This is a genomic window from Enterococcus crotali, assembly GCF_000633635.1.
GTDB lineage: Bacteria > Bacillota > Bacilli > Lactobacillales > Enterococcaceae > Enterococcus_L > Enterococcus_L crotali.
In genome coordinates this window covers 286,648-310,737 of sequence record NZ_AYPQ01000005.1, presented here as the reverse complement: position 1 = coordinate 310,737, position 24,090 = coordinate 286,648, and the positions used below count along the sequence as shown (strand labels likewise).

Here is a 24,090-nt window from a genome sequence, read left to right as displayed (position 1 = left end):
GCTGATTTGTCAACGTATTTTTAACTATTTTTTCTAATTAATGATAATGCTTACAAAAAGTACTATAATGATTTTTGTTGACTTAATAGATTTAATTATCTATTATTTAGACAAGGTTGATTCATCATTTTGACAGATACAATTACTACTTTTATCTAATTTAACTGACATATTGTTTTATAAAATCAAAACTCTATGTGCTGAATATTAACTATAAAAATCTGATTTTAAAAAAATTAAATAACGTATGAAACGGAGAATAACAGTGATGAATATAAAAGATATTGCAAAAATTGCAGGTGTTTCCGCTTCAACTGTTTCGAAAATCGTTAACCAAAAAGATCAAAGTATTAGCAAAGAAACGAGAGAACGGGTTTTAAAAATTGTAAAAGAATACAATTACACACCCTATGCTTCAGCTAATACTAGTTCCTCTAAAAGTTGGATTATTGGTGTCCTGCTGGAATCTTCTGCTTCATTAGATACAACCCTAGATGGAATCATTCAAACGGCTCAAAGTAATGGTTATAGTACCTTGGTTTTCAACAATTATTCGGATGAAGAACAAGAATTAAAAAACATTACTTCCTTATGTAAACAAAATGTAGATGGCGTTATTTGGGAACCTCTAACGGAGCTAAGTTTGTCTTATGCTTCTTATTTTAAAGATGCCTCTATCCCACTGCTAACAGTCGGTCCCAATGGTGGAAAGCATGCGATCTGTTTTCCTTATGAAGAAGCAGCTTATCAAATCACACAAGAGCTGATCGATCAAAAACATACTCAAATTGCTTGTTTGCTTTCTAAAGGAAGACGAACAACTGCATTTTTAGATGGATATAAAAAGTGTTTGTTTGATAATCATATGAAACTAGATAAAGAATTGATTTTCGATGAATTGAATGATAATTTGGCTCAGAAACTTAATAATCGACAAATCACAGGAGTCGTTTCTTCCCACTATCATAAAGCTTTAGAATTTTATCAATTGGTAAATACACTTAGTTATAAAATACCAGAAGATATTTCGTTGATTTCTTTAAAGAGTGATCAAACAGAGCCACTGACCTTTTCTGAGTTATCAGAGATTTCAACTTATGCGATTCAAAATACTAGCTTTGGTACTTATATCGGTAACCAATTGGTCAATCGGATTGAACAAAATAAGCAAAAATCACAGCCATTCGCACAAGCTTTTCACTTAAACAATCGAACAACAATCAGTTTACCTTTTAATCTGAATATACCAAGGCTCACGGTTGTTGGAAGTATTAATATTGATACTTATCTTACTGTTCCAAAGCTTCCAAACAGTGGAAAAACTGTTTCTATTTCTAGTTCATCTATTCAGCCAGGCGGAAAAGGGGTGAATCAATCGATCGGTGCTGCCAAACTCGGTCATCGCGTTGGATTGATTGGAAATATTGGATCGGACTTGGACGCTGATTATGTTTATTCTGCCTTAAACCAGTATGGTGTGGATTCATTAGGAATCAAACGACGTCCCCATACCGATACAGGAAAAGCATATATTTTTGTTGCAGCTAACGGTCATTCGACGATTTCTATCTTGCCAGGCGCTAATGGTATCTTCACTCCAGAAGATATTGAAGAAAAAAAAGAATTATTTGAAAATACAGGCTACTGTTTGATCCAGTCCGAGATTCCTTTGAATACGGTAGCGAAAGCTTGCTCTCTAGCACACGACTATGGAGCTAAAACTATTTTTAAACCATCTGCCTATGGAAAAATACCGGAAAATATTTTGTCGTTGGTTGATATTTTGATTCCAAATGAGGATGAGTTGAACGAACTTTGTCCTGAATTTTCATCAATTGAAGAAAAAGCAGACTTTCTGCTAAATTACGGAATTCAAACGGTTATCGTTACCTTGGGTGAGCAAGGTTGTTATGTTAAAACGATTGATTGGGCTGAGTATTTCCCAGCTGCTGACTTTCCAGCTATTGACACAACAGGCGCAAGCGATGCATTTATCAGTGCACTCGCGTCTTATCTCTTATACGGTTATTCTTTAAAAGCAGCCGTTCAAATTGCAACTTATGCTGCTGGTTTCTGTATTACACGAGATGGTGTTGTAGCTTCTTTGATCGACAGACACAGTCTTGAAACGTACATCAAACAAAAAGAAGATGGATTAATAAAAAAATAACTTTACTCCTTACAGGTAAACGATTTGAACAAAAAAAGACCAAAATCAAGTGGTGCTGATTTTGGTCTTTTTTTTCACTCTATCTTTTATTATCAATGCTGTTTAACAGCCGTGATCCTAAGCCTACGATAATCCGCCTCCCAGTGATCCTCTTTCCACAATTTCTTCTTCAAGTCTCGCTCCATATTCGCCAATAGCTTCTCTTTCTCATCATCTGTCAATTGCCCCAACTCAACAGTATAAAACTGTTCCATCCACTCTCTCAAACCAGATTCCCCACCTTTAAGTGGTGTCGGCCGCCGTTCATATTCCAATATCTCCACAACCTCAAAATGTTTCTTTTCAAGTAAAACTCGATAGTCTTCAACTGACGTAAAACAAAACGGCTCTTCAAAAGCTACGCCTAATGTATTTAACTCACGCCCAAAAGATTCTCTGATTGCCTGAACATTTCCAATAGCACCAAACTCACAAATCAACTGCCCATTGACCTTTAGATGTTCATTGATATTCTTCAATAACAACTCTTGATTCGATATCCAATGAAAAACTGCATTTGAAAAAGCAACATCATACCAGCCAATTTGATCAGAGGGATTTAAAATATCCTCCTTTAAGAACGTCAAATCAGGATAGCTTTCTTTTGCTTGATCGATCATATTGACTGATTGATCGATCCCTGTAACCTCATGCCCAAGTTCCGCCATTTGACTCGTCAATTCACCCGTTCCGCACCCAATATCCAACACTTTTTTTGGTTCTTTCGGCAATAACTCCAATAAACCTGCACCATATTTAAAAATAAAATCATGTGTCGTATTGTATTTTTTCGCATCCCATTCCATTGATTTCACGCTCCTAATGATGTAATGAAAAGAAGCTACACCGAAATTTATTCATCGATGTAGCACTTTTATTATTTCTTATTGCCAATAAGTCGGAATCTTCGCTTCATAAGCCGCAATTTCAGCATCATGCGTCAAGCTAATAGCAATATCATCCAACCCATTCACCAATTTATGCTTCCATGTACTATCGATTTCAAAAGAATATGTTCCATTCGGCGTGATGACTTGTTGGGCTGGCAAATCGATCGTGATTGTTTCATCCGCTCCAAGTCCAGCCAATGCCTCCAATTCTTCATGTTTCAAGACAATCGGCAGTAAGCCATTTTTTGTAGCATTCATATAAAAAATATCACTAAAACTTCCTGCAATGACCGCTCTAAAGCCATAATCATCCAATGCCCAAGCCGCGTGCTCTCTTGATGATCCTGAACCAAAGTTATCACCAGAAATCAAAATTGTCGCATCTTTATATTGTGGTTCATTTAATGTAAACTCAGGATTTGGTGTACGGTCTGGTAAGTAACGCCATTCATCAAATAAAAATTCACCAAAACCTGTTTTTTCGATTCGTTTTAGGAATGATTTAGGAATGATTTGATCCGTATCGATATTGTCGTTCATTAGCGGAACCGTGGTTCCTATATGTTGTGTAAATGCCTCCATTATGCACCAAGCTCCTCTCTAATGTCTTTAAATGTTCCAACGATCGCAGCTGTTGCCGCCATCGCCGGGCTGCAAAGGTGCGTTCTGGCCCCTTTGCCTTGGCGCCCTTCAAAGTTTCGGTTAGATGTTGAGGCACAGTGAACACCAGCTGGTACTTGGTCTGGGTTCATGCCCAAACACATGGAGCAGCCTGGTTCACGCCATTCAAAGCCTGCTTCGGTGAAGATTTTATCCAAACCGATTTTTTCAGCGGCTTTTCGAACGGGTCTTGAACCTGGTACTACGATTGCCGTAATGCCTTCTTTGACTTTTTTGCCTTTTACGATACGTGCTGCTTCTTCCAAATCGGATAGTCGACCATTGGTACAAGATCCGATAAAGACATAACCGATTTCAATATCTGATGGACGTTGACCTGGTTTTAGATCCATGTAGTTATAGGCGCGTTCATCATTCATATCCTTGATTTCTGGGAATGTGCCTGTGATCGGGATACCCATTTCCGGATTCGTGCCCCATGTGATGAAAGGAACCAATTCATCCGCATTCAATTCTAGATCCACGTCATAAGTTGCATCAGGATCGCTTGGTAGTTTTTTCCAATCAGCGATTGCCGCTTCCATATCTTCTGGCGCGTATTCTCTGCCACGTACATATTCAAAGGTTTTTTCATCTGGCGCCATCATTCCCATTTTTGCGCCGCCTTCGATGGCCATGTTACAAATCGTCATACGTTCTTCCATCGTTAGATTTTCAATCGTTTCCCCGTAAAATTCAACCGCATGTCCCACACCAAAATCAACGCCGTATTTTGCGATCAAGGCTAGAATAATATCTTTGGCATATACGCCTTTTGCAAGTTTTCCAGTGATTTTTACACCCATTGATTTTGGTTTATTTTGCCATATACATTGTGTGGCAAAAACATGCTCCACTTCACTTGTCCCGATACCAAAAGCCAAGGCTCCGAATGCGCCATGTGTCGCTGTATGTGAATCCCCACAAACGATGATTTTACCAGGCTGTGTCAACCCTGTTTCAGGTCCCACCATATGCACAATTCCTTGACGGTCACTGCCGTTATCACAAAGCGTTACACCAAACTCTTCACAGTTTTTCTGCAAGGCTTCGATTTGTTTTTTTGCCACCAAGTCTGTGATATTAAAGATATCCTGTGTTGGAACATTATGATCCATTGTGCCAAAAGTTCTATCTGGTCGGCGGACTTTTCTGCCTGCTTCTCTTAGTCCTTCAAAGGCTTGTGGCGACGTTACTTCATGGATCAGATGAAGATTGACGTAAAGTAGTTGTGGTTCTCCAGCGACGCCTGATACCACATGTTGTTCCCAAAGTTTATCAAATAGTGTTTTTCCCATGCTAAGCACCTCTCAATTCTTTTAATACGGCTTCGGTAAAGTCTGTAGTTGTCGCTTTACCACCCAAGTCTGTTGTTAGGATTCCTTGATTCATGACACGATCACAAGCAGCTTCAATCTTCTGCGCTGAGTTTTCTAAGCCAAATGATTGACGCAACATCATCGCAACCGACAAAATCATCGACATTGGATTGGCGATATTTTGATTGGCGATGTCTGGTGCTGAGCCGTGGATTGGTTCGTATAATGACGGACCAGATTCGCTATGGCTAGCGCTTGGCATCATGCCAAGTGATCCTGGAATCACCGATGCTTCATCACTTAGGATATCACCGAATAGATTTTCTGTGACGATCACGTCGAAGGCTTTTGGTTTTTGGATCATGACCATCGCCGCTGAATCGACTAATTGGTGTTCTAAAATACAATCCGGAAATTCTTTAGCCACTTCTTCTGCTGTTTGACGCCATAATTTACTAGTTGCTAGGACATTGGCTTTATCGACAGAAGTGACTTTTTTCTTTCTAGTACGAGCAATTTCAAAAGCTTTTCTGATAATCCGTTGAATCTCAGCTTTTGAATAGGTGCAAAGGTCTGAAGCTTCTGTTTCACCTAGTTGTTTTTCCCCAAAGTAAATACCTCCTGTGAGTTCGCGGACAACAACGAAATCAACGCCTCGAACGTTTTCTTCTTTCAATGGAGATAAATGAACCACTGCATCCGGTACGGAGATTGGACGGATATTGGCAAAGAGCCCCAGAGCTTTTCTTAAACCAAGTAAGCCTTGTTCAGGACGCTTTGGCGCATTGTCCCATTTTGGACCGCCGATTGCACCTAGTAAGATCGCATCGGCTTTTTCACACGCGTTTAAGGTTTCTTCTGGTAAGGGATCGCCTTGTTTATCGATACCAGCGCCACCAAAGGCAAAGCGTTCGATATCAAAATCCAAATTATCCTGAACCATGATTTCAGCTAAAATGTTTAGTGCGCTATCCATGATTTCTGCTCCAATGCCATCTCCTGGCAATGCTACGATTCGTTTACTCATTAAGCTTTCCCCACTTCTTTTTGAAATTGTTCACTGGCTTTGACATAAGCTTTCGCTGAAGCTTGCAAGACATCAAAATCAATGCCGATGCCATTGAATTGTTTGTTGTTTTCAGTATCTGCTAAGGTTACATGCACTTCTGCTTGGGCATCTTCTCCACCTGTGATGGCTTTGATGTAATATTCTTTTAGTTCTGGTTTTTGGACGAATATTTTATCAATCGAATTATAGATTGCTTGGATACTACCAGAACCGATCGCTGATTCTGTTTTACTTTCGTCTGCTCCTGTGTTGATGGAAACGATCGCTCCTTGGCTGCCGTCAGAAACGTATTGTAGTTGAACACGTTCTAAGCGGTAATCTTCACTGCATTCTTGCGATTGTCCAACCATTAGTGCAATTAGATCATCTTCTGTAACTTGTTTCTTTTTATCAGCTAGTGATTTGAACCGTTTAAAGGCATCCTTTAGTTCTTCTTCCGTTAGTTGGTAACCTAGAGCTTCCATTTTTGTAGCAAACGCATGGCGACCAGAAAGTTTGCCTAGTGGCAATGAGTTTTCGTTTACCCCAACAAGTGAAGGTGTGATGATTTCGTACGTATCCGGATTTTTCAGCACGCCATCTTGATGGATACCTGATTCGTGCGCATAGGCATTTGCTCCGATGATTGCTTTATTTCTTGGTACTGCCACACCAGATAAACGGCTGACGAGGTCGCTGGTTCTTTTTGTTTCGTTTAATGTGATATTGCTTTGGGCGTCGTAGAAATCCTTTCTGATATATAGCGCCAAAGCTACTTCTTCAAGGGCCGTATTACCAGCTCGTTCGCCGATACCGTTGATCGTTCCTTCCACTCGACGAGCGCCATTTTCGATAGCCGCTAAGGCATTGGCCGTCGCCATTCCTAGGTCATCGTGACAATGTGAAGAGAAAATAATTTCTTGGTCGCTTTGGATATTTTCAATCAAAAATTTGAATAGTGCCCCGTATTCCGTTGGGGTAGAATAGCCAACTGTGTCTGGAACGTTGATGATTGTAGCACCCGCATCGATTGCGGTTTGAACGGCTTTTAATAGAAATTGTTTCTCTGTTCTGGTTGCATCTTCTGGTGAAAATTGAACTTTTTCAAATTTCGTTTTAGCGTAGCTAACGTGTTCTTTAATAGAAGCAATCACTTCATCTGGTGTCATTTTTAGTTTGAATTCCATGTGAACTGGGCTTGTTGCTAAGAACACATGGATTTGAGGGTGTTTAGCATTTTGCAGGGCTTCATGTGCCCGGTCGATGTCAGCTTTTTGGCAGCGAGCTAGACCTGCGACCGTCATTTTTTCAGCATTTTCAGCGATCGCTTTGACCGCTTCAAAATCCCCTACTGATGCGATCGGAAATCCCGCTTCGATCGTATCGATGCCCCATTTTTCTAGTTGTTTGGCGATTTGGACTTTTTCTTTGGTATTGAAATTTACTCCCGGTGTTTGTTCGCCGTCTCTTAGAGTGGTGTCAAAGAATTGGATATTTTTCATTTTCATACGTCCTTTCAAAATCTTCATTTTTTTAATTACATTTAAATTTTTCTATAAAAAAAACACCCCATGTCTTGGGATGCTTTGCTCATCCCGTTCATGCAATGCGAAAACAGGACTCTCAACGTCTGATAAGAAAAAGCTGTGCTACAGCTGGTTTCTAGAAATCAGTGTGATGAGTCCTTCAGTAATAATAAGAATGTAATTGTCGTTGTGTGCTTGTTCATCTTCTTCAACATCCTTTATTGTCAGAATTTTTGAATAATTCAAACTATAGTGTTAAAGATACAGAACTTTTAACTCAAAGTCAATAGTTTTATGAGAATTTTTTAAGAAAAAGACTGAGACAACAGTGTTCAACTCCAAGAAATAAGAAGGAATTTACGAAAATTGCCAAGTATCACAGTGATTTTACGAACTGATGATGATTGGTACCTACTTGGTGCTCTTCAAATTTTTTGTAAATTCCCTCTTATTTCCGAAGGAGCTGCTTTTTTCTCGCCGTTTATTCGGTTTTTGAATGTACATCAAAACTGATTTTTCGTTTTGTCCCACACCCTTGATTTTCTTATTTATAGTTTATTTAATGCTTGTTCCAAATCTTTCAAAATATCCTCACTATTCTCGATTCCAATCGATAAACGAATCAATTCCGGTGAAGTGCCTGAAGCTGTTAATTCTTCTTCACTTAGTTGAGAATGCGTGGTTGAAGCTGGATGAATGATCAATGATTTTGCATCGCCAACATTGGCTAAAAGTGAAAATAGTTCTACATGGTTGATCAAGTTTTTTCCTGCCTCAGCTCCACCTTTCACACCAAACGTAAAGACAGATCCTGCTCCTTTAGGTAAATATTTTTTTGCCAATTCATGATACTTATTGTCTGTTAAGCCTGGATAGTTGACCCATTCGACTTTTGGATGCTTATTTAAAAATTCTGCAACTGCCAAAGCATTTTCTACATGACGTTCTAATCGTAAGGATAACGTTTCTAACCCTAAAATCAATAAGAAACTATTGAATGGTGAAATCGCTGCTCCTGTATCTCTTAATAGTGACACTCTTAAACGAGTGATATAAGCTGCTGCTCCCACGTCTTGTGTATAGGAAAGTCCATGATAACTCGGATCTGGATCAACCAATTTAGGGAATTTTCCATTCGCCCAGTTAAATTTGCCCGAATCAATAATGACACCACCTAAAGCTACACCATGTCCCCCAATAAATTTAGTTGCAGAATAAACAACTATATCAGCGCCAAAGTCAAATGGACGATTTAAATAAGCTGTTGCAAACGTGTTGTCAACAATCAACGGAAGATCATGTTTATGCGCGATTTCTGCAATAGCTTCTATATCTGCTACATTCGTGCTCGGATTGCCAATAGTTTCTATAAAAATTGCTTTAGTATTTGCTTTGATGGCTGCTTCAAAATTGCTCAACTGATCTGGATCAACAAATGTTGTTGTAATTCCAAACTCTGGTAATGTATGGGCAAATAAATTAAAAGTCCCACCATATAACGTTGATGCTGAGACAATATGGTCTCCACTACTTGCAAGGTTTTGGATCGCATAAGTAATAGCTGCCGTTCCAGAAGCGACCGCAACCGCTCCAACACCACCTTCTAGTTCATTCAAACGATCTTCTAGCACCGCAGTTGTAGGATTTGTGATTCGTGTATAGATATTTCCTGCTTTGGATAATGCAAACTTTTCAGCTGCATCTTGGGTATCGTCAAACGTATAAGAAGTTGTTTGGTAAATTGGAACCGCTCTTGCATTCGTTTCTTTATCTGGCGTGTGTCTCCATGGATTTGGATTGTTTCGAATTTGTAGTTAGAGTTTGTCATTATGCTTCATTCCTTTTCTATTTTCTATTTTTTTTATGTTATTGATACACATGTCACCTTCTTGCATAATGCCCCCTCTTTCTATTTACTCTCATTAAAAAGAAACTAAAAAAGTCGCCCTCTACTAGTTGTATACTAGTAAAGGGCGACTATCGCGGTACCACCTTTATTGGAAATTAATTCCATCTCGATCCAAACGCAGAATTTCTTCTTGATTTGGCGCCTTGTTAACGGTAGCGGCCGTAAAAATCAAACGGATTTTTCCTCTCCAAGATCATTTTCGACAAGTGTTCATTGCTTTCTTCCACCAAACGAAAGCTCTCTCGTTCCAATGAATCGTTAAACCAATTCATCAGATATAATGTCTGCTTGTGTACTCTTCTTTTCAATGAGTTTTATTATTGATACTCATATTAGAGTATTCTCATTTTTTTGTCAACTTATTTTTCTTATATTTTAATTTTTAAAATTATTTCCGTTAAATTGAGTGTCCTATTTCTCTTTCTTTCCATTTTTTATTATAATTAGAGAAATTGGAGGTCGATTTAATGTCAACGAATAACCAAAAAGTAGAACTACTTTTATCTTATCTATCTGAAATTCACACGAAAAGCTTATCTTTATATGATTTAGTCACTAGCCGTCCGCGTCCTGAGGATACTCGTATTCTTTTGAATATCAACGAAGTGTTCACTTATTATCACAGTGTACGTGTTTTCTATTACAGCAACAGCGAGTTGACTGCCTCAGAAGTACAACCTTTTTTTAAAGCCTTTGAAGATTTCTATTTTGAATTGAAACAAGTCTTTTTCCTTGAAGATGATGACAGCATCCTACTTTATAATAAGTTAACCGCTATGAAAGATTCATTTGAGCAGTTGACGAATGATTTTAATGTTTTATAATAGAGTAGACAACAGGTAAAGAAGGTGCCCAAATGGATCAAAGCGAAGTTGTAGATCGCTTGCGCGAAGAGTTAGAAATTCCATTTTTTAATGGAACGATCGAAGAACGTGAATACACAGAAGCGGAATACCAAAAAATCAAAGCTGACCTCGTTCAGTATTTTGATGATTATGTTCGTAATGTAGAGAATTAATGCGAATGAATTGTAGTTGGATTTTTTAAAGCCTAAAGTAAAACTTAATTGTTTTTACTTTAGGCTTTTTCTATTTTTTAAAGTAATCTGATTTTTTATCATTCAACAAAGAAACATTTTTTTAGAATCAATTCAATATACATAAAATAACTTAACATATTTTAAAATATAAAAGATAAACATCTATTAATGAAATAATAAAAATCCTGAAAAACAAAAAACCACCGGCTGAAAAGGCCGATGGAAAAGGAGTATTACTCAATAAGAGTAAAATGAAAAATAAAAAGGTTGTTGTTGGTATGAATATATAATACAACAGATTTTTTCCTTTGTCTACTAAAAATAACATTAAAAAGAAATTAAACATTGCTATTTTTTGTCAATTTTTCATTTATTTTTTATTTTTTCAACAAAAGATTGCTCATTCGTGTGATTGCAAATGAAATATCGTCAGTTGCTTTATCTTGTTTTTCTTCAGAATTATTGAAAAGATCAATATCTATACCTTTTTCAGGATCTAAAGATAAAATCATTTCGTTGCAACCTGCTAAATATTCAATGTATGAACGTTCAAATTTTTTATGAATGCCCATCACACGCGCTGGTGGACGTAATTTAGTCACTTTTTCCAACATGATTGTATATTCTTTTGTTCCATCTTGGAAAATACGTTGAATTTCAGCAATTCTTTCGGGTGCTAATTCAGTTACTTTTCCTTCATCGATCGCTGTACGAACTTCTTCATAATACTCGTTCATTTTTTCGCCGACTTCTTCTGTTTCTTTGACAATATCATTGATGTTTTGAACATAATAGCCTAAATTTGGTTTCACTGTCTTTCCTACTTTCTTTTAGTAATCACTCAATTTTACACTTTTTCAGGGGTGAATGACAAGAAGAATCTGTAAAAGAATATTTTTCTGCTAATTTTAAGACAAAAAACTGCAAACATTTTTATGTTTGCAGTTTTTTTATAAGTTTACTTAATTTCATCACTTGTTTTGATAATTTTAGAAATCATACCATAGTCTTTAGCTTCGTCAGCTGACATCCAGAAATTACGATCTGTATCTTTTGCGATTTTTTCGTAAGTTTGACCTGTTGCTTCAGCGATCAAACGATTCACGCGTTCACGCATGCGGATGATTTCTTTGGCTTCGATTTGAATCTCTGTACTTTGACCTTGTACTCCACCAGCAGGTTGATGGATCATATAACGAGTATTTGGTAAGCTGTATCGATTTTTCGCTTCAGCAGCTAAATAAATCGTAATACCCGCACTTGCAACCCAACCAGTACCAACCACGATCACTTCCGGTTTTACAAATTTGATCATGTCATGGATCGTGTCTCCTGCTTCAACATGTCCACCTTGACTGTTAATGAAAATCTTGATTGGTTCATCTCCCATTGCTGCAAGTAGCAATAATTGAGAAGTCACTTCTCGTGCTAGATCTTGATTGATTTCACCGTAGATCAAAATTGTTCGTTCTTCAAAAAGTTTTTTCATAAACGCATTAGGTTGTTGTTTTTCTTCTGTTTCTTCATTTTCATCTAAATAGTTCATATTTGTAACCTCCATAGTTTAAAGCTAAATATCTATATTAATAATACCGCAATCTGAAAATTTGTCCACTTTTTTGACTTGTTTTGACCTTAAAAAAAGCCTTAGTCAAAATCAAGGCTTAGACAGATGTTAAAAATAGAAGAGACATCCCTTAGACAATGGATTTCTCTTCTATTTCGATAAAAATTAATTCGCTAAATCTTCCCCATTACTATGAATAACTTTTTTATACCAATAAAAAGAATCCTTTGGTATTCTCGCAAGTGAGCCGTTTCCTTGATCATCTTGATCTACATAAATGAATCCATAACGCTTAGACATTTGTGATGTACCACAACTGATCAAATCGATACAGCCCCATGTCGTGTATCCCATTAAATCAACACCATCTTCAATGGCTTCTTTCATTTGCTCAATGTGCTTTTTAATATAATCGATGCGGTATTCATCGTGAATGGTTCCCTCTGGTGTTAAAATGTCTTTGGCACCTAATCCATTTTCACAAACAAATAATGGTAATTCATAACGATCATACAGTTTCATTAAGGAGATACGTAAGCCAATCGGATCAATGGGCCAATCCCACTGAGATAGTTCTAAATAGTCATTTTTGATTGGACTATCAAATGTTACGGCTAGTTTTGCAGCATCTTTTCGTGCCTCTGTAACATGGGACATATAATAACTAATTGCTACGAAATCGACTGTTCCTGTTTTGAGAATTTCTTCATCTTTTTCATCCATCTGAATGTGGACATCATTTTCTTTAAAATAACGCGCCATATAACTTGGATAGGTTCCTCTTGCTTGAATGTCTGGGAAAAACATATTTAACTGGTTGGATTTAACTGCTTGTAGTTGATCTTCTGGTTTAGTTGTTCTTGCATATGCTTCAATTTGATTGATCATACAACCGATTTTCGCATTTGGTGCTAATTTCCGGGCTGCTTTCACCGCTAAAGCACTAGCTAAAAATTGATGATGAGAAGCTTGATAAGCTGCTTGTAATTTATTCTCTACTAAATCTTCTAAAATACCAGAACCTGTGTATAGACTGTTTAATGTCATGTTCATTTCATTGAACGTAATCCAATACTTTACTTTACTTTTGTATCTTTCTAAAATCGTACAAGCAAATTTTTCAAATAAAGGAATAAGTTCCCGACTGATCCAGCCATTATATTTTTGTGTTAAAGTGATTGGCATTTCATAATGTGACATCGTCACTAACGGTTCAATTCCATATTTTAAACATTCATCAAAAACCTTATCGTAAAATGCTAATCCTTCTTCGTTTGGTTCATCTTCTAATCCAGTTGGAAAAATCCGTGCCCATGAAATTGATAAGCGGAAAACTTTAAAACCCATCTCTGCAAACAATGCAATGTCTTCTTTATAACGATGATAAAAATCAATACCCCAACGTTTTGGAAATAGGTATTTTTCTGGATTTGATAAATATTCTTCTAATTCTTTTGAATCAACATTAAAAGTAAAATTGTCGACTTTCCCAGTTTTATAAGGATCTTTATATGAGACCAAATCTGATGTGGATAGTCCTTTACCTCCTTCTAAATAAGCTCCCTCAATTTGATTGGCCGCTGTCGCTCCCCCCCATAAAAAGTCTTTTGGAAAACCTGTTTGTAGTTCTTTCATCGTATTTCCTCCTATAGTTATTATTTTTTACTGAGTCCCATTAGTGCGATCTTGATCTTCTTTAAGCAATCATCAGAACTATTCGTCTGATTATGAGCATTCATACCTACTATTTACTGCATTTGACTCACCTCACATAAAAATTTTCGGCATCTCTTCCTATCCCTCTTTTTTCAATAAGTCGCTAATTTAAAATGGTAATCAAATCATCCCCAACTGAAACAGGTTCATCCTTCAAAATTGGAACAACTTCAAAAAAATCAGGCGTATTTGTCACAATAATTGGTACTTCAGTCGAGTAGCCCTGCTCATTAATATAATCAAGATCAAATGCAAGCAGTTGCTGACCAACACTGACCGTATCCCCTTGTGAAACGAAGGATTTATAGCCTTTCCCTCCTAAGTCAACGGTATCGATCCCTACATGGATCAATAATTCCACACCATCTGTTGATGTGAGGCCAATTGCATGTTTTTCAGGTGTAATAGCACTTATTTCTCCAGAAAATGGAGCAAAAATCATCCCATCATCTGGCAAAATAACGAGCCCTTTTCCCATGATTGCTTCTGAAAAAATCTGATCTGAACAGCTTGCTAAAGTCTTTACTTCTCCAGATACGGGCGCTAAAACCGTACCAATTTCTTTTTCATTTATAGCAACAACTTGATTCCTTGCTTTTTCTGTGTCAGTATCTACTTCAAAATTAGTTTTAGTCACTACAGTCAGTATAAATGCTAAAACAGCAGTAGCTAGTACACCTACAAGAGCAATAATAATATTACTAGATGAACCATCTGGATTTACAAAAACGGGTAATGAGAGAATTCCAGGAGCGACAAAAGAAAACATTTTGACCCCCATAGTCACCATAACAGCACTGACAATACCACCAGCCATCATGACCGCATATAAAGCTTTTTTATATTTCAAAATGACGCCATACAATGCGGGTTCGGTGATTCCGAATAAGGCTGAAATAGCCGATGAGTAGGAAACTTCTTTCATGTCTTTGTTTTGAACTTTAAAAGCAATAGCTAAAGTAGCAGCAGCCATTGCAACATTGGCAAATAGACTAATTGGTAAAAAACCATTCTCATAGCCCAATCTGGAAATATTTTCCAACATCATTGGGAAAAACGCGTAATGCATACCGGTCATAATAATTAAAGGATACAGCCCTCCTAAAACTAATCCATAGATAAATGGCACCTTTGCCGCTAACCAAACAGAAACAGTCGCTAAGCCTTTGCCGACATAAAAGCCAATTGGACCAAACAAAGCTAAGGTCAATGGAATCATGATCAATAAAACCAGTAACGGTGTAAAAATCATCTTTACAACACTAGGTACAATCTTATCTACCATTTGATAAACATAACTCATTACCCAAACCCCTAAAATAATTGGAATCACCGTAGAGGTATAGCTCATCACTGGAATCGGAATGAAATGAAATAACTGTAACGTTGTTTCCCCATTTAAAATTGTTGGATAAAGCAATGAACATGCTAATGTGACACCTAAAAATTCATTCACTTTGAAACGTCTAGAAGCAGACACAGCAATCAGAACTGGTAAAAAATAAAAACTTGTATCTGCGATGATCGTCAGAATCTGAAAGGTATCACTCCCTTCTTTGATGAGATGAAGCATAACCAATAAAGGCAAAATTCCTTTCATCAATCCGGCTCCAATTATTGCAGGTAAAATAGGTGTAAAAATCGCTGCAATCGTTGTAAAAATATTGTCAAAAAACGATTGTTTTTCGCTGCTTGCTCCTTTCGTAGCTGTTAGATATGGACTGATTTTGTCATAAACTTTATCCACATTGCTACCGATGATCACTTGCAACTGCCCGTTTTGAAATCTGGCATCTATCACACCATCAATGGCTTTTAGTGCATTCAAATCAACTTTATTTTTGTCTTCAATATATAATCTTAATCGTGTAAAGCAATGTGTTCCATCTTTGATATTTGCTGTTGTTCCAACGTTTTCTAAAATTTCCTGCGCCATTTTTTCATAGTTCATCAAACGCCCTCCGTTCATTTTTTAAAATAAAAACCTAGGTGATCTAAAGAATCCATCCCAATTTTAAGGATCGTCCATTTAGATCACCTAGGTTAATGCCTTTTCGTTACACGCCTAGCTGAATTTTTTATTTTACTTCAAATACGACACGTTCGATATGAATGATCAAATACATCATTTCATCATCGTTAACATTTAAATCGTACTCTCTTTTCAATAACTCTTTGATCATCAATGCGCACGCATAGCTTTTTTGATATTGCTCTTGAATGATTGTGTACAATTTGGCATCGCTTTGTTTCATCTCCTCTTTATTATGCAATTGTCGATTCATAAAGTATCGAATATGGGTAACAAAACGTGAGTAATTGACACTTTCTTTGTTTAAAGATACGCCAAATAATGATTGAATGATTTTTACCATACTTTTCGTGATTTTGGCAATTAAAATTGCATCATGCTTCGACTCAAAATTATCTTGAGCATTCACAAAATGTAAGGCAATAAACGAAGCTTCTGTTTCCGATAACCCTACACCAAGTTCTTCTTTTACTATTGTCAGGGCTTTTTTCCCTACTTCAAACTCTTTATAATAAAGGAACTTGATTTCCCAACGAAGTGTATTCTCATCTAGTTGAGTATTGTTTTGTTGCCGTTCAATAGCAAATTGTAGATGATCCGCTAACGAAATCAAAATTGTTGAGTTTAGCTTTTGTTCTAAATATTCTTCTCCCATCTGAATGATTTTTCCAGTTGCTGACAGTACTTCTGGTGATATTTCTTCTAGCATCTTAGAGAATGGCTGACTTTCTTGCATTTGAAAGACTTTGGCAGCCATACTCGGTTCAATGATATCGCCTTTTTTCTTTTTGAACCCAACGCCTTTCCCAAAAAGAATCAATTCTTCGTGCTTTTCATCAACGACTAAAACTAAATTATTATTTAGCGATTTTACCGTCACGTACATGGCCATCACCTCCCAAAATACAAAAAAACACCAAACTAAAGTAGTTAAATAAGACTACAATAGACTTGGTGGTGCCTGATCGTATCAGTTACACTCCTGTTGTTCTATGTCATTAATTTATCATATCAAGATAGCGCTGTCAATCTCTATTTTCTAAATTTTTTATTTCATTAATTTCTTGGAATATAAAAAACTGAAACAACTCGTTTAAAAATGAGTTGTTTCAGTTTTTTATTGTTAATTTAATGATTAGCTCTTACCCATTCTACGTTGAACAAATTTTACGATTTCAACGATTGGAATAATCGCAAATGAGGTTCCGGCAACGATAGCCCATTGGTAAGCATCTAATGACGTTACGCTGAACAAATCATTGAATCCTGGAATTAGAATCGTTGCTGCAAGTAATAGGAACGATACTAAAATCGCCCAGTTGAAAGATTTGTTTCTGAACAAGCCCACTTTAAAGATTGATTGGTAAATAGATTTCACATTGAACGCGTGGAACAATTGAATCAATCCTAATGTAGCAAATGCCATTGTCAACGCATCACCATGTTGTAGGTCATACAATGCTGTTGCAGATAAGTTTGGCATATTAGCTGCTGTATGAGCTGGGAATTCGATCGCCATTTTGTACACGATCAACGTCAAGGCACCTTGTGTGATCCCTTGATAAATCACACTACTCAAGACACCGCCAGAGAAGAAGTTTGATTTCTTTCCACGTGGAGCATGGCTCATCACATCACGTTCAGCAGGTTCTACACCTAATGCAATTGCAGGGAAGGTATCGGTTACTAAGTTGATCCACAATAAGTGAACAGGTAGTAAGGTATCCCAAGCTAGCATTGTTGCGATAAATAGTGTTAATACTTCCCCAAGGTTGGCAGAAAGTAGGTATTGAATCGTTTTTTGGATATTTGAGAAGACTTTACGCCCTTCTTCAACCGCTACGATAATTGTTGAGAAGTTATCATCCGCTAAAACCATATCAGAGGCACCTTTTGATACTTCTGTACCAGTGATCCCCATACCAATACCGATGTCAGCTGCTTTTAGCGCTGGTGCATCGTTCACGCCGTCACCTGTCATGGCTACAACTTTACCTTCTTGCTGCCATGCTTTAACGATACGAACTTTATGTTCAGGTGACACACGAGCATAAACGGAATAATGTTCAACCACTTTGGCAAATGCTTCATCCGATAATTCATTCAATTCAGCACCTGTGATTACCGCGTCATCGTCACCTTCTTTAATGATACCAAGACGAGCAGCAATTGCTTCTGCTGTATCTCTGTGGTCACCTGTGATCATGATTGGACGAATACCCGCTTCTTTAGCCACTTTCACGGCTTCTGCGGCTTCTTTACGTTCTGGATCGATCATACCCACAAGACCTGCGAATACTAAGTCTTTTTCAACGACATCAGAATCCATTTCAGCAGGAACTGCATCAACGATTTTGTATGCCATTCCTAAAACACGTAGAGCTTGTTTGGCTAATTTAGTATTAGTCGTTAAAATTTCTTGACGTTGTGTGTCATCCATTGCTGGTGTTTGACCGTTTAATAAAACTTGTTTACAACGTTTTAATAATTCATCTGGTGCACCTTTGACAGCAACTAGGAATTTACCGTCTGCTAATTGGTGAACAGTTGTCATTAATTTACGATCTGAATCAAACGGAATTTCAGCAACACGGGGTTCAGCTGCGACTTTTTCTGTTACATTGAAGTCATGGTCTAAACCATATTGGACAAGCGCTGTTTCGGTTGGATCACCGATCAACGAACCGTCTTGCGCGATTTTTGTATCATTTGTATAGTTCATGATTTTTAATGCCATATTGTCCATTGCAACGGCATCTGTTGCAGGTTTAACTTCGTTATCTGTATAAAGTGCTTCAACAGTCATTTGGTTTAAAGTTAAAGTACCTGTCTTATCTGAACAGATAATATCTGTGCTACCTAATGTTTCAACTGCTGGTAATTTACGGACGATGGCATTTTTCTTCGCCATTTTTTGTGTACCTAATGCTAAAATGATTGTAACAATAGCTGGTAAGCCTTCTGGAATCGCTGCAACGGCTAATGAGATAGACGTTAATAGCATGTCGATCCATGTACGGCCGTTCATCATACCGACAACAAACATCACAGCTGCGATCACTAAAATTGCGATCGTCAACATTTTACCTAATTGGTTTAAGTTTTGTTTTAATGGTGTTTCTGTTTCTTTTTCGTTTGCTAACATGCCGGCAATTTTACCGACTTCTGTGTTCATTCCTGTACCAACGACCACACCGATTCCACGGCCGTAAGTAACATTACTGTTAGAATAAGCCATATTGATCCGATCACCGATACCGATGTCATCAGACGTTCCTTCTAAAACGATTGCTTCTTTTTCAACTGGAACAGATTCACCAGTCAAAGCTGCCTCTTCAATTTTAAGACTAGCGGCTTCTAGTAAACGTAAATCTGCTGGAACAACGTCTCCTGCTTCTAATAAAACGATATCTCCAGGTACTAACTCGTCACTTTTCACTGTAATTACGTGACCATCACGACGGATATTCGCATTTGGTGAAGACATTTCTTTCAAAGCTTCGATCGCTTGCTCTGCTTTGGCTTCTTGGATCACACCAAAGATCGCGTTTAAAATAACCACAAGTAAAATGATGATCGAATCAACAAAATCACCTGAGAAGACTGCAGAAATCACAGCCGCAAATAGCAAGACGATGATCATGAAATCTTTGAATTGTTCAAAGAATTTGACAACGATCGATTTCTTTTTCCCTTCATCTAGTGCATTGGCGCCGTAACTCTCTAATCTTTTTTTGGCTTCTTGATCGGACAATCCTTCAACTGTCGTATCAAACTTTTGTAAGACCTCTTCATCTGATTGCGTATAAAACGCTTCAGATAATTGAACCTTTTTCTCTTCTGACATGTTCTTCCTCCTTATAATTTGCAGCTACTTAAATCTATTTTACTTCATTATAGCGAAACGAACACGTTTTTGAACTTATTGGTTCGTAGCAAAACGAAAAAAAATAGACCTCTGTATGCTAAATAGAACATACATAAGTCTCACCGTTTAAGACAACACCAGAAATTTCTTTCGGAGTTGGTGATGTTGTCGCAGCTGATGCCGCCAGTTACTCCCTCATGAAATAATAAAATGGTGATAGGGATTATCTCTTTCACCAATAATTATTGCTGATTTGATTATACCTGTTCTTTTAGTGTTTTTCAAATGAAATCGTATTGATTTTCAGAAAAATTTCTGTTTAGTTTGAAAAAGGCTTCGATTATTCATAGTAACGTTGTTTTCATTTTATATTTAAATAAAAAATACCCCAACTTTTCGATTACTACTGAATAATTAGGGTATTGCGATTTTATAGTTAAGCGGATCGGCTTTTCTTGTTATGGTTTGTGATAACTTCTAATCCAACAGCCAATATAAACAAAAGCACAAACAAAGAAGCGAATAGGACTCCGCCTCCAAATACGCTGATCGTTCCAACTAGTCCAATTAGGCTGATTAACATTGTCTTCAATTTCTCCATGATGACTCACCACTTTTCGTAGGGTATTAGTTGTTTTTAGCATCATCTTACTTCCATTGTGATGAAATGTCAATGAACAGTATTATCCGTCAGTGATCGTTTATTCACTAAAATTTTTATTAGCTTTTATCTCACTCTTTCTACCTTTCCATCGTCAATAACTCTTTATATTTTCTCGGCGTATTCCCCCAAAAGGTCAAAAAATTCCGGTTAAACGTCCGAATTGATTGGTATCCACACGCTTCAGCGATGTCACTGATTTTTTTAGAGGAACTTAACAAAAGAGAACGTGCAAACAACATTCGATTATATTCTACTAATGCATTAAAGGTCATTAAAAACTCATCCAAGACAATTTGATCGATTTTAGTTGGACTAGAGTAAAAATATTTGGCTGCTGTTTGAATCGAAATGGGTTCACTATAATGTTGATTAATATACGTATAAATCTCAAATGGTAGACTATTTTGAAAACGAAACGAATTCATTTTCTTGTCTGATGACCGGATTTTTTTAACTTCTGTGGGTGAATAACCAGTGGTTGTTTTAAATTGCTTATTAAAACTAGGAACAGACCGATAGCCAATAAAGTCAGCAATAAATGCGACATCTAGTTCTTCAAATTTCAACATGGCTAAAGCATTGTTGATACGAACGTCAATGAGGTTTTCTCCAAATGTTTTCCCCGTTAGTTTCTTTAATCCACGATTGATTGTTTGAGGTGTACGTTTAAATTTATCCGCTACTTCGTTGAGCACTAACTCTTCTCTATAATGAAAATGAAGATACAACAAAATTTTTGAACTGATCTCACGAGTTGGCTTTTCACGATTCCAACGATGTCTCGCTGTTCGTTCAAACCAAACGATCACTTGATACAAATCTGCAAGCAAAGAAAGATCATAAAGTCGCTCTTGTTGCTCATATTCTTTTAGTGCATGAGTAAAAATCGTTAGCAAATACGTAAAATCCTTTTCATCACATTCAAGAGCAGGTGTATCCCAATATTCAAAAAAATTCATATGTTGTTCAACCGAGCGTGTAGTCAAAGAGGATAGCATTAAAACATTTAAAGAAAGCTCAAAGGTGATTGCTTGGATTTCTTCATAGATTTCAGCAAAATGATAGACATGGTACGAGAATAACCAAAGGACACTGCCAGACCGAACTAGGTATTCTTGATTATTGATTTGCATTTTTCCTGAACCACTTTTTATCAAAAAAAATTGGACAGTCATTTGGCTAGTCTTTGCTGTTGCAGTTTTGTAGCTTTCATCTCTTACAATAAAATCTGATTTAGTCAATTCAAATCCATAATATTGGGTTGCGTTATAAGGTAGCGTTTTTTTCATCTACTCACTCCTTTGTTCATTTAAGATAAGAAACATGTTTTCCGTGTCCGATATTTACCCTTCATTATGATTATACTATAGTTGTACATGTGATTTAAATCACAAATAAATATTGGAGGGTATTCTCATGAGTAAAAAAGTTTTTGTGTTAGGTGGAACTGGTTTTTTAGGGTATTATACGACGGAGGAATTGTTACGAAAAGGCTATGAAGTAGCGACGATTTCTTTACCGCCGATGCCTGCGGAAGATTTATTTTCTAGCGATGTTTCTGTAACTTTAGGCAATATCAATGATATGACAGATGACGCTATTTTAGAAATGCTTAAAGGATGTGTGGGCTTTATTTATGCAGCTGGGGCTGATGAACGAGTGGTTCCTGAAAAACCTGCATCTAAATTTTTCTATGAAGCAAATGTTTTACCAACGCAACGTTTAGCTTACTTAGCAAAAGAAGCTGGTGTGAAAAATTTTGTTGTCTTCGGTTCTTACTTTGCTGAATTTGCTGAACGTTTACCTGAGACAAATTTAAAACTTGAAGGGTATCCGATGATGCGCTTATTGCAAGAACAAGTGGCTTTTGCTGAAGGAGATGGTTGTATGACGGTGACTTCTTTACGTCTTCCTTATATTTTTGGTACCATGCCAGGTCGTGAACCGCTTTGGAAAATGTTTACAGAACAAATCAAAGGACAAGCGGTTTTCCCTGCACTAAAAGGCGGTACTGCAATGGTGACTGTCGAACAAGTAGCAGAAGCTGCCGTTGGCGCCATGGAAAATGGAACACATCGCAGTACCTATGCGATTGGCGATACAAATATGAAATATCAAGAATTCTATCAAATGATGGTGGATGCTTTAGGACAAGATACAAAAGTCCCTGTCGTTTCTTATGATGACGTCAAAGCGATTTATGAAGGCATCGATGCTGAAGCAGCTAAAGCTGGTTTGGAACATGGGATTCATTCAACAAAATCAGCGATGATGCAAGAATATGATTTGTATCTAGACCCTAATGATACGTTTCCTACTTTAAATGTGAAACATCATGATGTTGTTGCTTCTATCAAAGAAACGTTGAAAAAATGCGTTGAATAATTAATTTAAAAGAAGAGACCTAAACAAAACTGATTTTTAGTTTTGCCTCGGTCTCTTCTTTCATTCACTTGTTATCTATCGTTCGTAAAGAAGCTCTTTTTCATACGTTGTGCCTTCTCCAGTTGATCCTAGTGTATAATATACCGTTAATTTAACCCTAGATGAATCAATTTCAGAAAGTTCATTTGTTAGATCATATTCATAAACAGATTTACTTGAAGCTCCACCTGATCTTGCTAGAAGTCCAGTAGTTCTATCAGCTAAGACCCACTCCTGATTTTTTTCTACTAAAAACGTTGTTTCTGATTCAAAAACAGTTAACACCTTCTCTGAATCATTGGTAATCATTAATTTTTTTCCTTCAAACTTAAAATCGATTTTAGCGGTTTCTTCCTGTTCTTTAGGTAACTCTTTTTGTGAACATCCTACCAGTATTAACAACAACAACACAATTAACTTTTTCATTTATTACCTCTCTTACGGCATTTGATTACTTGTCAACGGACTTAAATGATTTCGTCCAAAAATTATCTGAAACCCCTTGTTCCATGCCCATAATGAATTTATCTCTGATATCCGGGTAACTTTGGGCTAAACCATTTACTAAATGTTTAACTTCTTCTCGTTTCGTTTTCTTATCAACTGGACAAGGGTTAAAAATCACAGGTAATTCTTCTCTTTGCACAAACTGAATGATCTGTTTTTCTTCAACATAAAGCAATGGGCGGATCAGCGTGATATCTGTTTTTGATAAATAACTGATTGGATCAAAACTAGCCATTTGCCCATGAAATAGAAAGTTCATAAAGTACGTTTCGATCGCATCATCCAAATGATGACCTAAAGCAACTTTATTACAGCCGACTTCTTTGGCACGCTTATACAAAATACCTCGACGTAACTTGGCACATAAAGAACACGGTGAACGTTCTTCTCGGATATCAAATACAACTTGAGCAATATTTGTGGGAACGATGTCTAGTTTATATCCTAGTTTTTCTACAAATTCTTGCAACGGTGTGATATCCATATCAAATCCCATAGCTAGAGTAATTGGCACGATTTCAAATTCAAAGCCTAAACGCTTTTGTTTACTGATCTTATCTAAAAAAACAATAAACTCGTACTGTCTTTTCCCCCACTCATCCCAATTGCTACTTTATCTCCTGGTTGGATCATTTGATGATTTAAAACCGCTCGTCGAATCGGATTATAGTAGATCTGGTTGTCTTTCTTTTTAAAGCTCATCATGTACTCC

Annotated in this window: 18 protein-coding genes, 2 pseudogenes and 1 other annotated feature; of the genes and pseudogenes, 4 read left to right on the top strand and 16 right to left on the bottom strand. The window is 37.0% G+C overall.

The genetic code is table 11. The features are described 5' to 3' along the window. The first annotated feature begins 268 nt into the window (after window positions 1-268). Complete coding sequence (locus V192_RS0113390; protein WP_025872541.1) at window positions 269-2,170, top strand: PfkB family carbohydrate kinase; 1,902 nt, start codon at window positions 269-271, stop codon at window positions 2,168-2,170. A gap of 92 nt (window positions 2,171-2,262) precedes the next feature. Here V192_RS0113390 and V192_RS0113385 read toward each other — a convergent pair whose 3' ends face one another. From V192_RS0113385 to V192_RS20235, 6 genes and pseudogenes are all read right to left on the bottom strand, one after another. Continuing rightward, complete coding sequence (locus V192_RS0113385) at window positions 2,263-3,015, bottom strand: methyltransferase domain-containing protein (protein ID WP_025872539.1); 753 nt, start codon at window positions 3,013-3,015, stop codon at window positions 2,263-2,265. Window positions 3,016-3,093: 78 nt separating this feature from the next. Further along, complete coding sequence (gene leuD / locus V192_RS0113380; RefSeq protein WP_025872537.1) at window positions 3,094-3,681, bottom strand: 3-isopropylmalate dehydratase small subunit; 588 nt, start codon at window positions 3,679-3,681, stop codon at window positions 3,094-3,096. Next, window positions 3,681-5,057, bottom strand: coding sequence for a 3-isopropylmalate dehydratase large subunit (gene leuC / locus V192_RS0113375; RefSeq protein WP_025872534.1), 1,377 nt, complete (start codon window positions 5,055-5,057; stop codon window positions 3,681-3,683). The genes leuD and leuC overlap by 1 nt, the downstream gene beginning before the upstream one ends. A 1-nt stretch (window position 5,058) precedes the next feature. Continuing rightward, a complete protein-coding gene (gene leuB, locus V192_RS0113370) occupies window positions 5,059-6,105 on the bottom strand; it encodes a 3-isopropylmalate dehydrogenase (protein ID WP_025872532.1) in 1,047 nt (348 codons plus the stop codon). Then, window positions 6,105-7,628, bottom strand: a complete 1,524-nt coding sequence (locus V192_RS0113365) for a 2-isopropylmalate synthase (protein ID WP_025872530.1) — start codon at window positions 7,626-7,628, stop codon at window positions 6,105-6,107. Before V192_RS0113365 ends, leuB begins: the two co-directional genes overlap by 1 nt. Before the next feature lie 572 nt (window positions 7,629-8,200). Next, window positions 8,201-9,480: pseudogene (locus V192_RS20235) on the bottom strand (O-acetylhomoserine aminocarboxypropyltransferase/cysteine synthase family protein). Window positions 9,481-9,618: 138 nt separating this feature from the next. Continuing rightward, window positions 9,619-9,878: a binding site (T-box leader), on the bottom strand. Window positions 9,879-10,028: 150 nt separating this feature from the next. Here V192_RS20235 and V192_RS0113350 point away from each other — a divergent pair. Together V192_RS0113350 and V192_RS21660 are read left to right on the top strand one after the other, a co-directional pair. Further along, the gene (locus tag V192_RS0113350; RefSeq protein WP_025872528.1) at window positions 10,029-10,385 is read left to right on the top strand and encodes a hypothetical protein; all 357 of its coding nucleotides are present in this window, start codon (window positions 10,029-10,031) and stop codon (window positions 10,383-10,385) included. A gap of 32 nt (window positions 10,386-10,417) precedes the next feature. Next, window positions 10,418-10,579, top strand: a complete 162-nt coding sequence (locus tag V192_RS21660; RefSeq protein ID WP_086312285.1) for a hypothetical protein — start codon at window positions 10,418-10,420, stop codon at window positions 10,577-10,579. Between the two features lie 398 nt (window positions 10,580-10,977). On the opposite strand, the gene V192_RS0113340 is transcribed toward V192_RS21660, so the two are convergent. The 8 genes from V192_RS0113340 to V192_RS0113305 all read right to left on the bottom strand — a co-directional run bounded on the left by V192_RS0113340 (window position 10,978) and on the right by V192_RS0113305 (window position 21,736). Next, complete coding sequence (locus V192_RS0113340) at window positions 10,978-11,412, bottom strand: hypothetical protein (protein ID WP_025872525.1); 435 nt, start codon at window positions 11,410-11,412, stop codon at window positions 10,978-10,980. Between the two features lie 146 nt (window positions 11,413-11,558). After that, a complete protein-coding gene (locus tag V192_RS0113335) occupies window positions 11,559-12,146 on the bottom strand; it encodes an ATP-dependent Clp protease proteolytic subunit (RefSeq protein WP_025872523.1) in 588 nt (195 codons plus the stop codon). A gap of 186 nt (window positions 12,147-12,332) precedes the next feature. Next, complete coding sequence (locus V192_RS0113330) at window positions 12,333-13,802, bottom strand: glycoside hydrolase family 1 protein (RefSeq protein ID WP_025872521.1); 1,470 nt, start codon at window positions 13,800-13,802, stop codon at window positions 12,333-12,335. 184 nt (window positions 13,803-13,986) lie between these two features. Beyond that, the gene (locus V192_RS0113325; protein WP_025872519.1) at window positions 13,987-15,834 is read right to left on the bottom strand and encodes a beta-glucoside-specific PTS transporter subunit IIABC; all 1,848 of its coding nucleotides are present in this window, start codon (window positions 15,832-15,834) and stop codon (window positions 13,987-13,989) included. 127 nt (window positions 15,835-15,961) lie between these two features. Further along, complete coding sequence (locus tag V192_RS0113320) at window positions 15,962-16,801, bottom strand: PRD domain-containing protein (RefSeq protein WP_025872517.1); 840 nt, start codon at window positions 16,799-16,801, stop codon at window positions 15,962-15,964. A 249-nt stretch (window positions 16,802-17,050) separates the two neighbouring features. Beyond that, window positions 17,051-19,762 carry a cation-translocating P-type ATPase gene (locus V192_RS0113315; protein ID WP_025872514.1) on the bottom strand — a complete coding sequence of 904 codons (2,712 nt, stop codon included), beginning with the start codon at window positions 19,760-19,762 and terminating at the stop codon, window positions 17,051-17,053. A gap of 457 nt (window positions 19,763-20,219) precedes the next feature. Next, window positions 20,220-20,384: a hypothetical protein gene (locus V192_RS21655; protein ID WP_167331080.1), complete on the bottom strand. Its 165-nt coding sequence runs from the start codon at window positions 20,382-20,384 to the stop codon at window positions 20,220-20,222. 140 nt (window positions 20,385-20,524) lie between these two features. Continuing rightward, on the bottom strand, window positions 20,525-21,736 hold the full coding sequence (locus V192_RS0113305; protein WP_025872512.1) for a helix-turn-helix transcriptional regulator: 1,212 nt from the start codon (window positions 21,734-21,736) through the stop codon (window positions 20,525-20,527). Window positions 21,737-21,863: 127 nt separating this feature from the next. On the opposite strand from V192_RS0113305, the gene V192_RS0113300 reads away from it, so the two are divergent. Beyond that, window positions 21,864-22,832 (top strand): NAD-dependent epimerase/dehydratase family protein, encoded by a 969-nt coding sequence (locus tag V192_RS0113300; protein ID WP_025872510.1) that lies wholly within the window; start codon window positions 21,864-21,866, stop codon window positions 22,830-22,832. Window positions 22,833-22,907: 75 nt separating this feature from the next. Here the strand turns inward: V192_RS0113300 and V192_RS0113295 are convergent, their stop codons facing one another. Both V192_RS0113295 and V192_RS20230 read right to left on the bottom strand, forming a co-directional pair. Then, window positions 22,908-23,297, bottom strand: coding sequence for a hypothetical protein (locus V192_RS0113295; protein WP_025872507.1), 390 nt, complete (start codon window positions 23,295-23,297; stop codon window positions 22,908-22,910). Between the two features lie 25 nt (window positions 23,298-23,322). Continuing rightward, window positions 23,323-24,080 (bottom strand): annotated as a pseudogene (locus V192_RS20230) (tRNA 2-thiocytidine biosynthesis TtcA family protein). Between the last annotated feature and the right edge of the window lie 10 nt (window positions 24,081-24,090).

Excerpts from the sequence above, each read along its gene's own strand:
- V192_RS0113390 (WP_025872541.1), top strand. The coding sequence starts at position 269 with ATGAATATAAAAGATATTGCAAAAATTGCAGGTGTTTCCGCTTCAACT.
- V192_RS0113385 (WP_025872539.1), bottom strand. The coding sequence starts at position 3,015 with ATGGAATGGGATGCGAAAAAATACAATACGACACATGATTTTATTTTT.
- leuD (WP_025872537.1), bottom strand. The coding sequence starts at position 3,681 with ATGGAGGCATTTACACAACATATAGGAACCACGGTTCCGCTAATGAAC.
- leuC (WP_025872534.1), bottom strand. The coding sequence starts at position 5,057 with ATGGGAAAAACACTATTTGATAAACTTTGGGAACAACATGTGGTATCA.
- leuB (WP_025872532.1), bottom strand. The coding sequence starts at position 6,105 with ATGAGTAAACGAATCGTAGCATTGCCAGGAGATGGCATTGGAGCAGAA.
- V192_RS0113365 (WP_025872530.1), bottom strand. The coding sequence starts at position 7,628 with ATGAAAAATATCCAATTCTTTGACACCACTCTAAGAGACGGCGAACAA.
- V192_RS0113350 (WP_025872528.1), top strand. The coding sequence starts at position 10,029 with ATGTCAACGAATAACCAAAAAGTAGAACTACTTTTATCTTATCTATCT.
- V192_RS21660 (WP_086312285.1), top strand. The coding sequence starts at position 10,418 with ATGGATCAAAGCGAAGTTGTAGATCGCTTGCGCGAAGAGTTAGAAATT.
- V192_RS0113335 (WP_025872523.1), bottom strand. The coding sequence starts at position 12,146 with ATGAACTATTTAGATGAAAATGAAGAAACAGAAGAAAAACAACAACCT.
- V192_RS0113330 (WP_025872521.1), bottom strand. The coding sequence starts at position 13,802 with ATGAAAGAACTACAAACAGGTTTTCCAAAAGACTTTTTATGGGGGGGA.
- V192_RS0113325 (WP_025872519.1), bottom strand. The coding sequence starts at position 15,834 with ATGAACTATGAAAAAATGGCGCAGGAAATTTTAGAAAACGTTGGAACA.
- V192_RS0113320 (WP_025872517.1), bottom strand. The coding sequence starts at position 16,801 with ATGTACGTGACGGTAAAATCGCTAAATAATAATTTAGTTTTAGTCGTT.
- V192_RS0113315 (WP_025872514.1), bottom strand. The coding sequence starts at position 19,762 with ATGTCAGAAGAGAAAAAGGTTCAATTATCTGAAGCGTTTTATACGCAA.
- V192_RS21655 (WP_167331080.1), bottom strand. The coding sequence starts at position 20,384 with ATGGAGAAATTGAAGACAATGTTAATCAGCCTAATTGGACTAGTTGGA.
- V192_RS0113305 (WP_025872512.1), bottom strand. The coding sequence starts at position 21,736 with ATGAAAAAAACGCTACCTTATAACGCAACCCAATATTATGGATTTGAA.
- V192_RS0113300 (WP_025872510.1), top strand. The coding sequence starts at position 21,864 with ATGAGTAAAAAAGTTTTTGTGTTAGGTGGAACTGGTTTTTTAGGGTAT.
- V192_RS0113295 (WP_025872507.1), bottom strand. The coding sequence starts at position 23,297 with ATGAAAAAGTTAATTGTGTTGTTGTTGTTAATACTGGTAGGATGTTCA.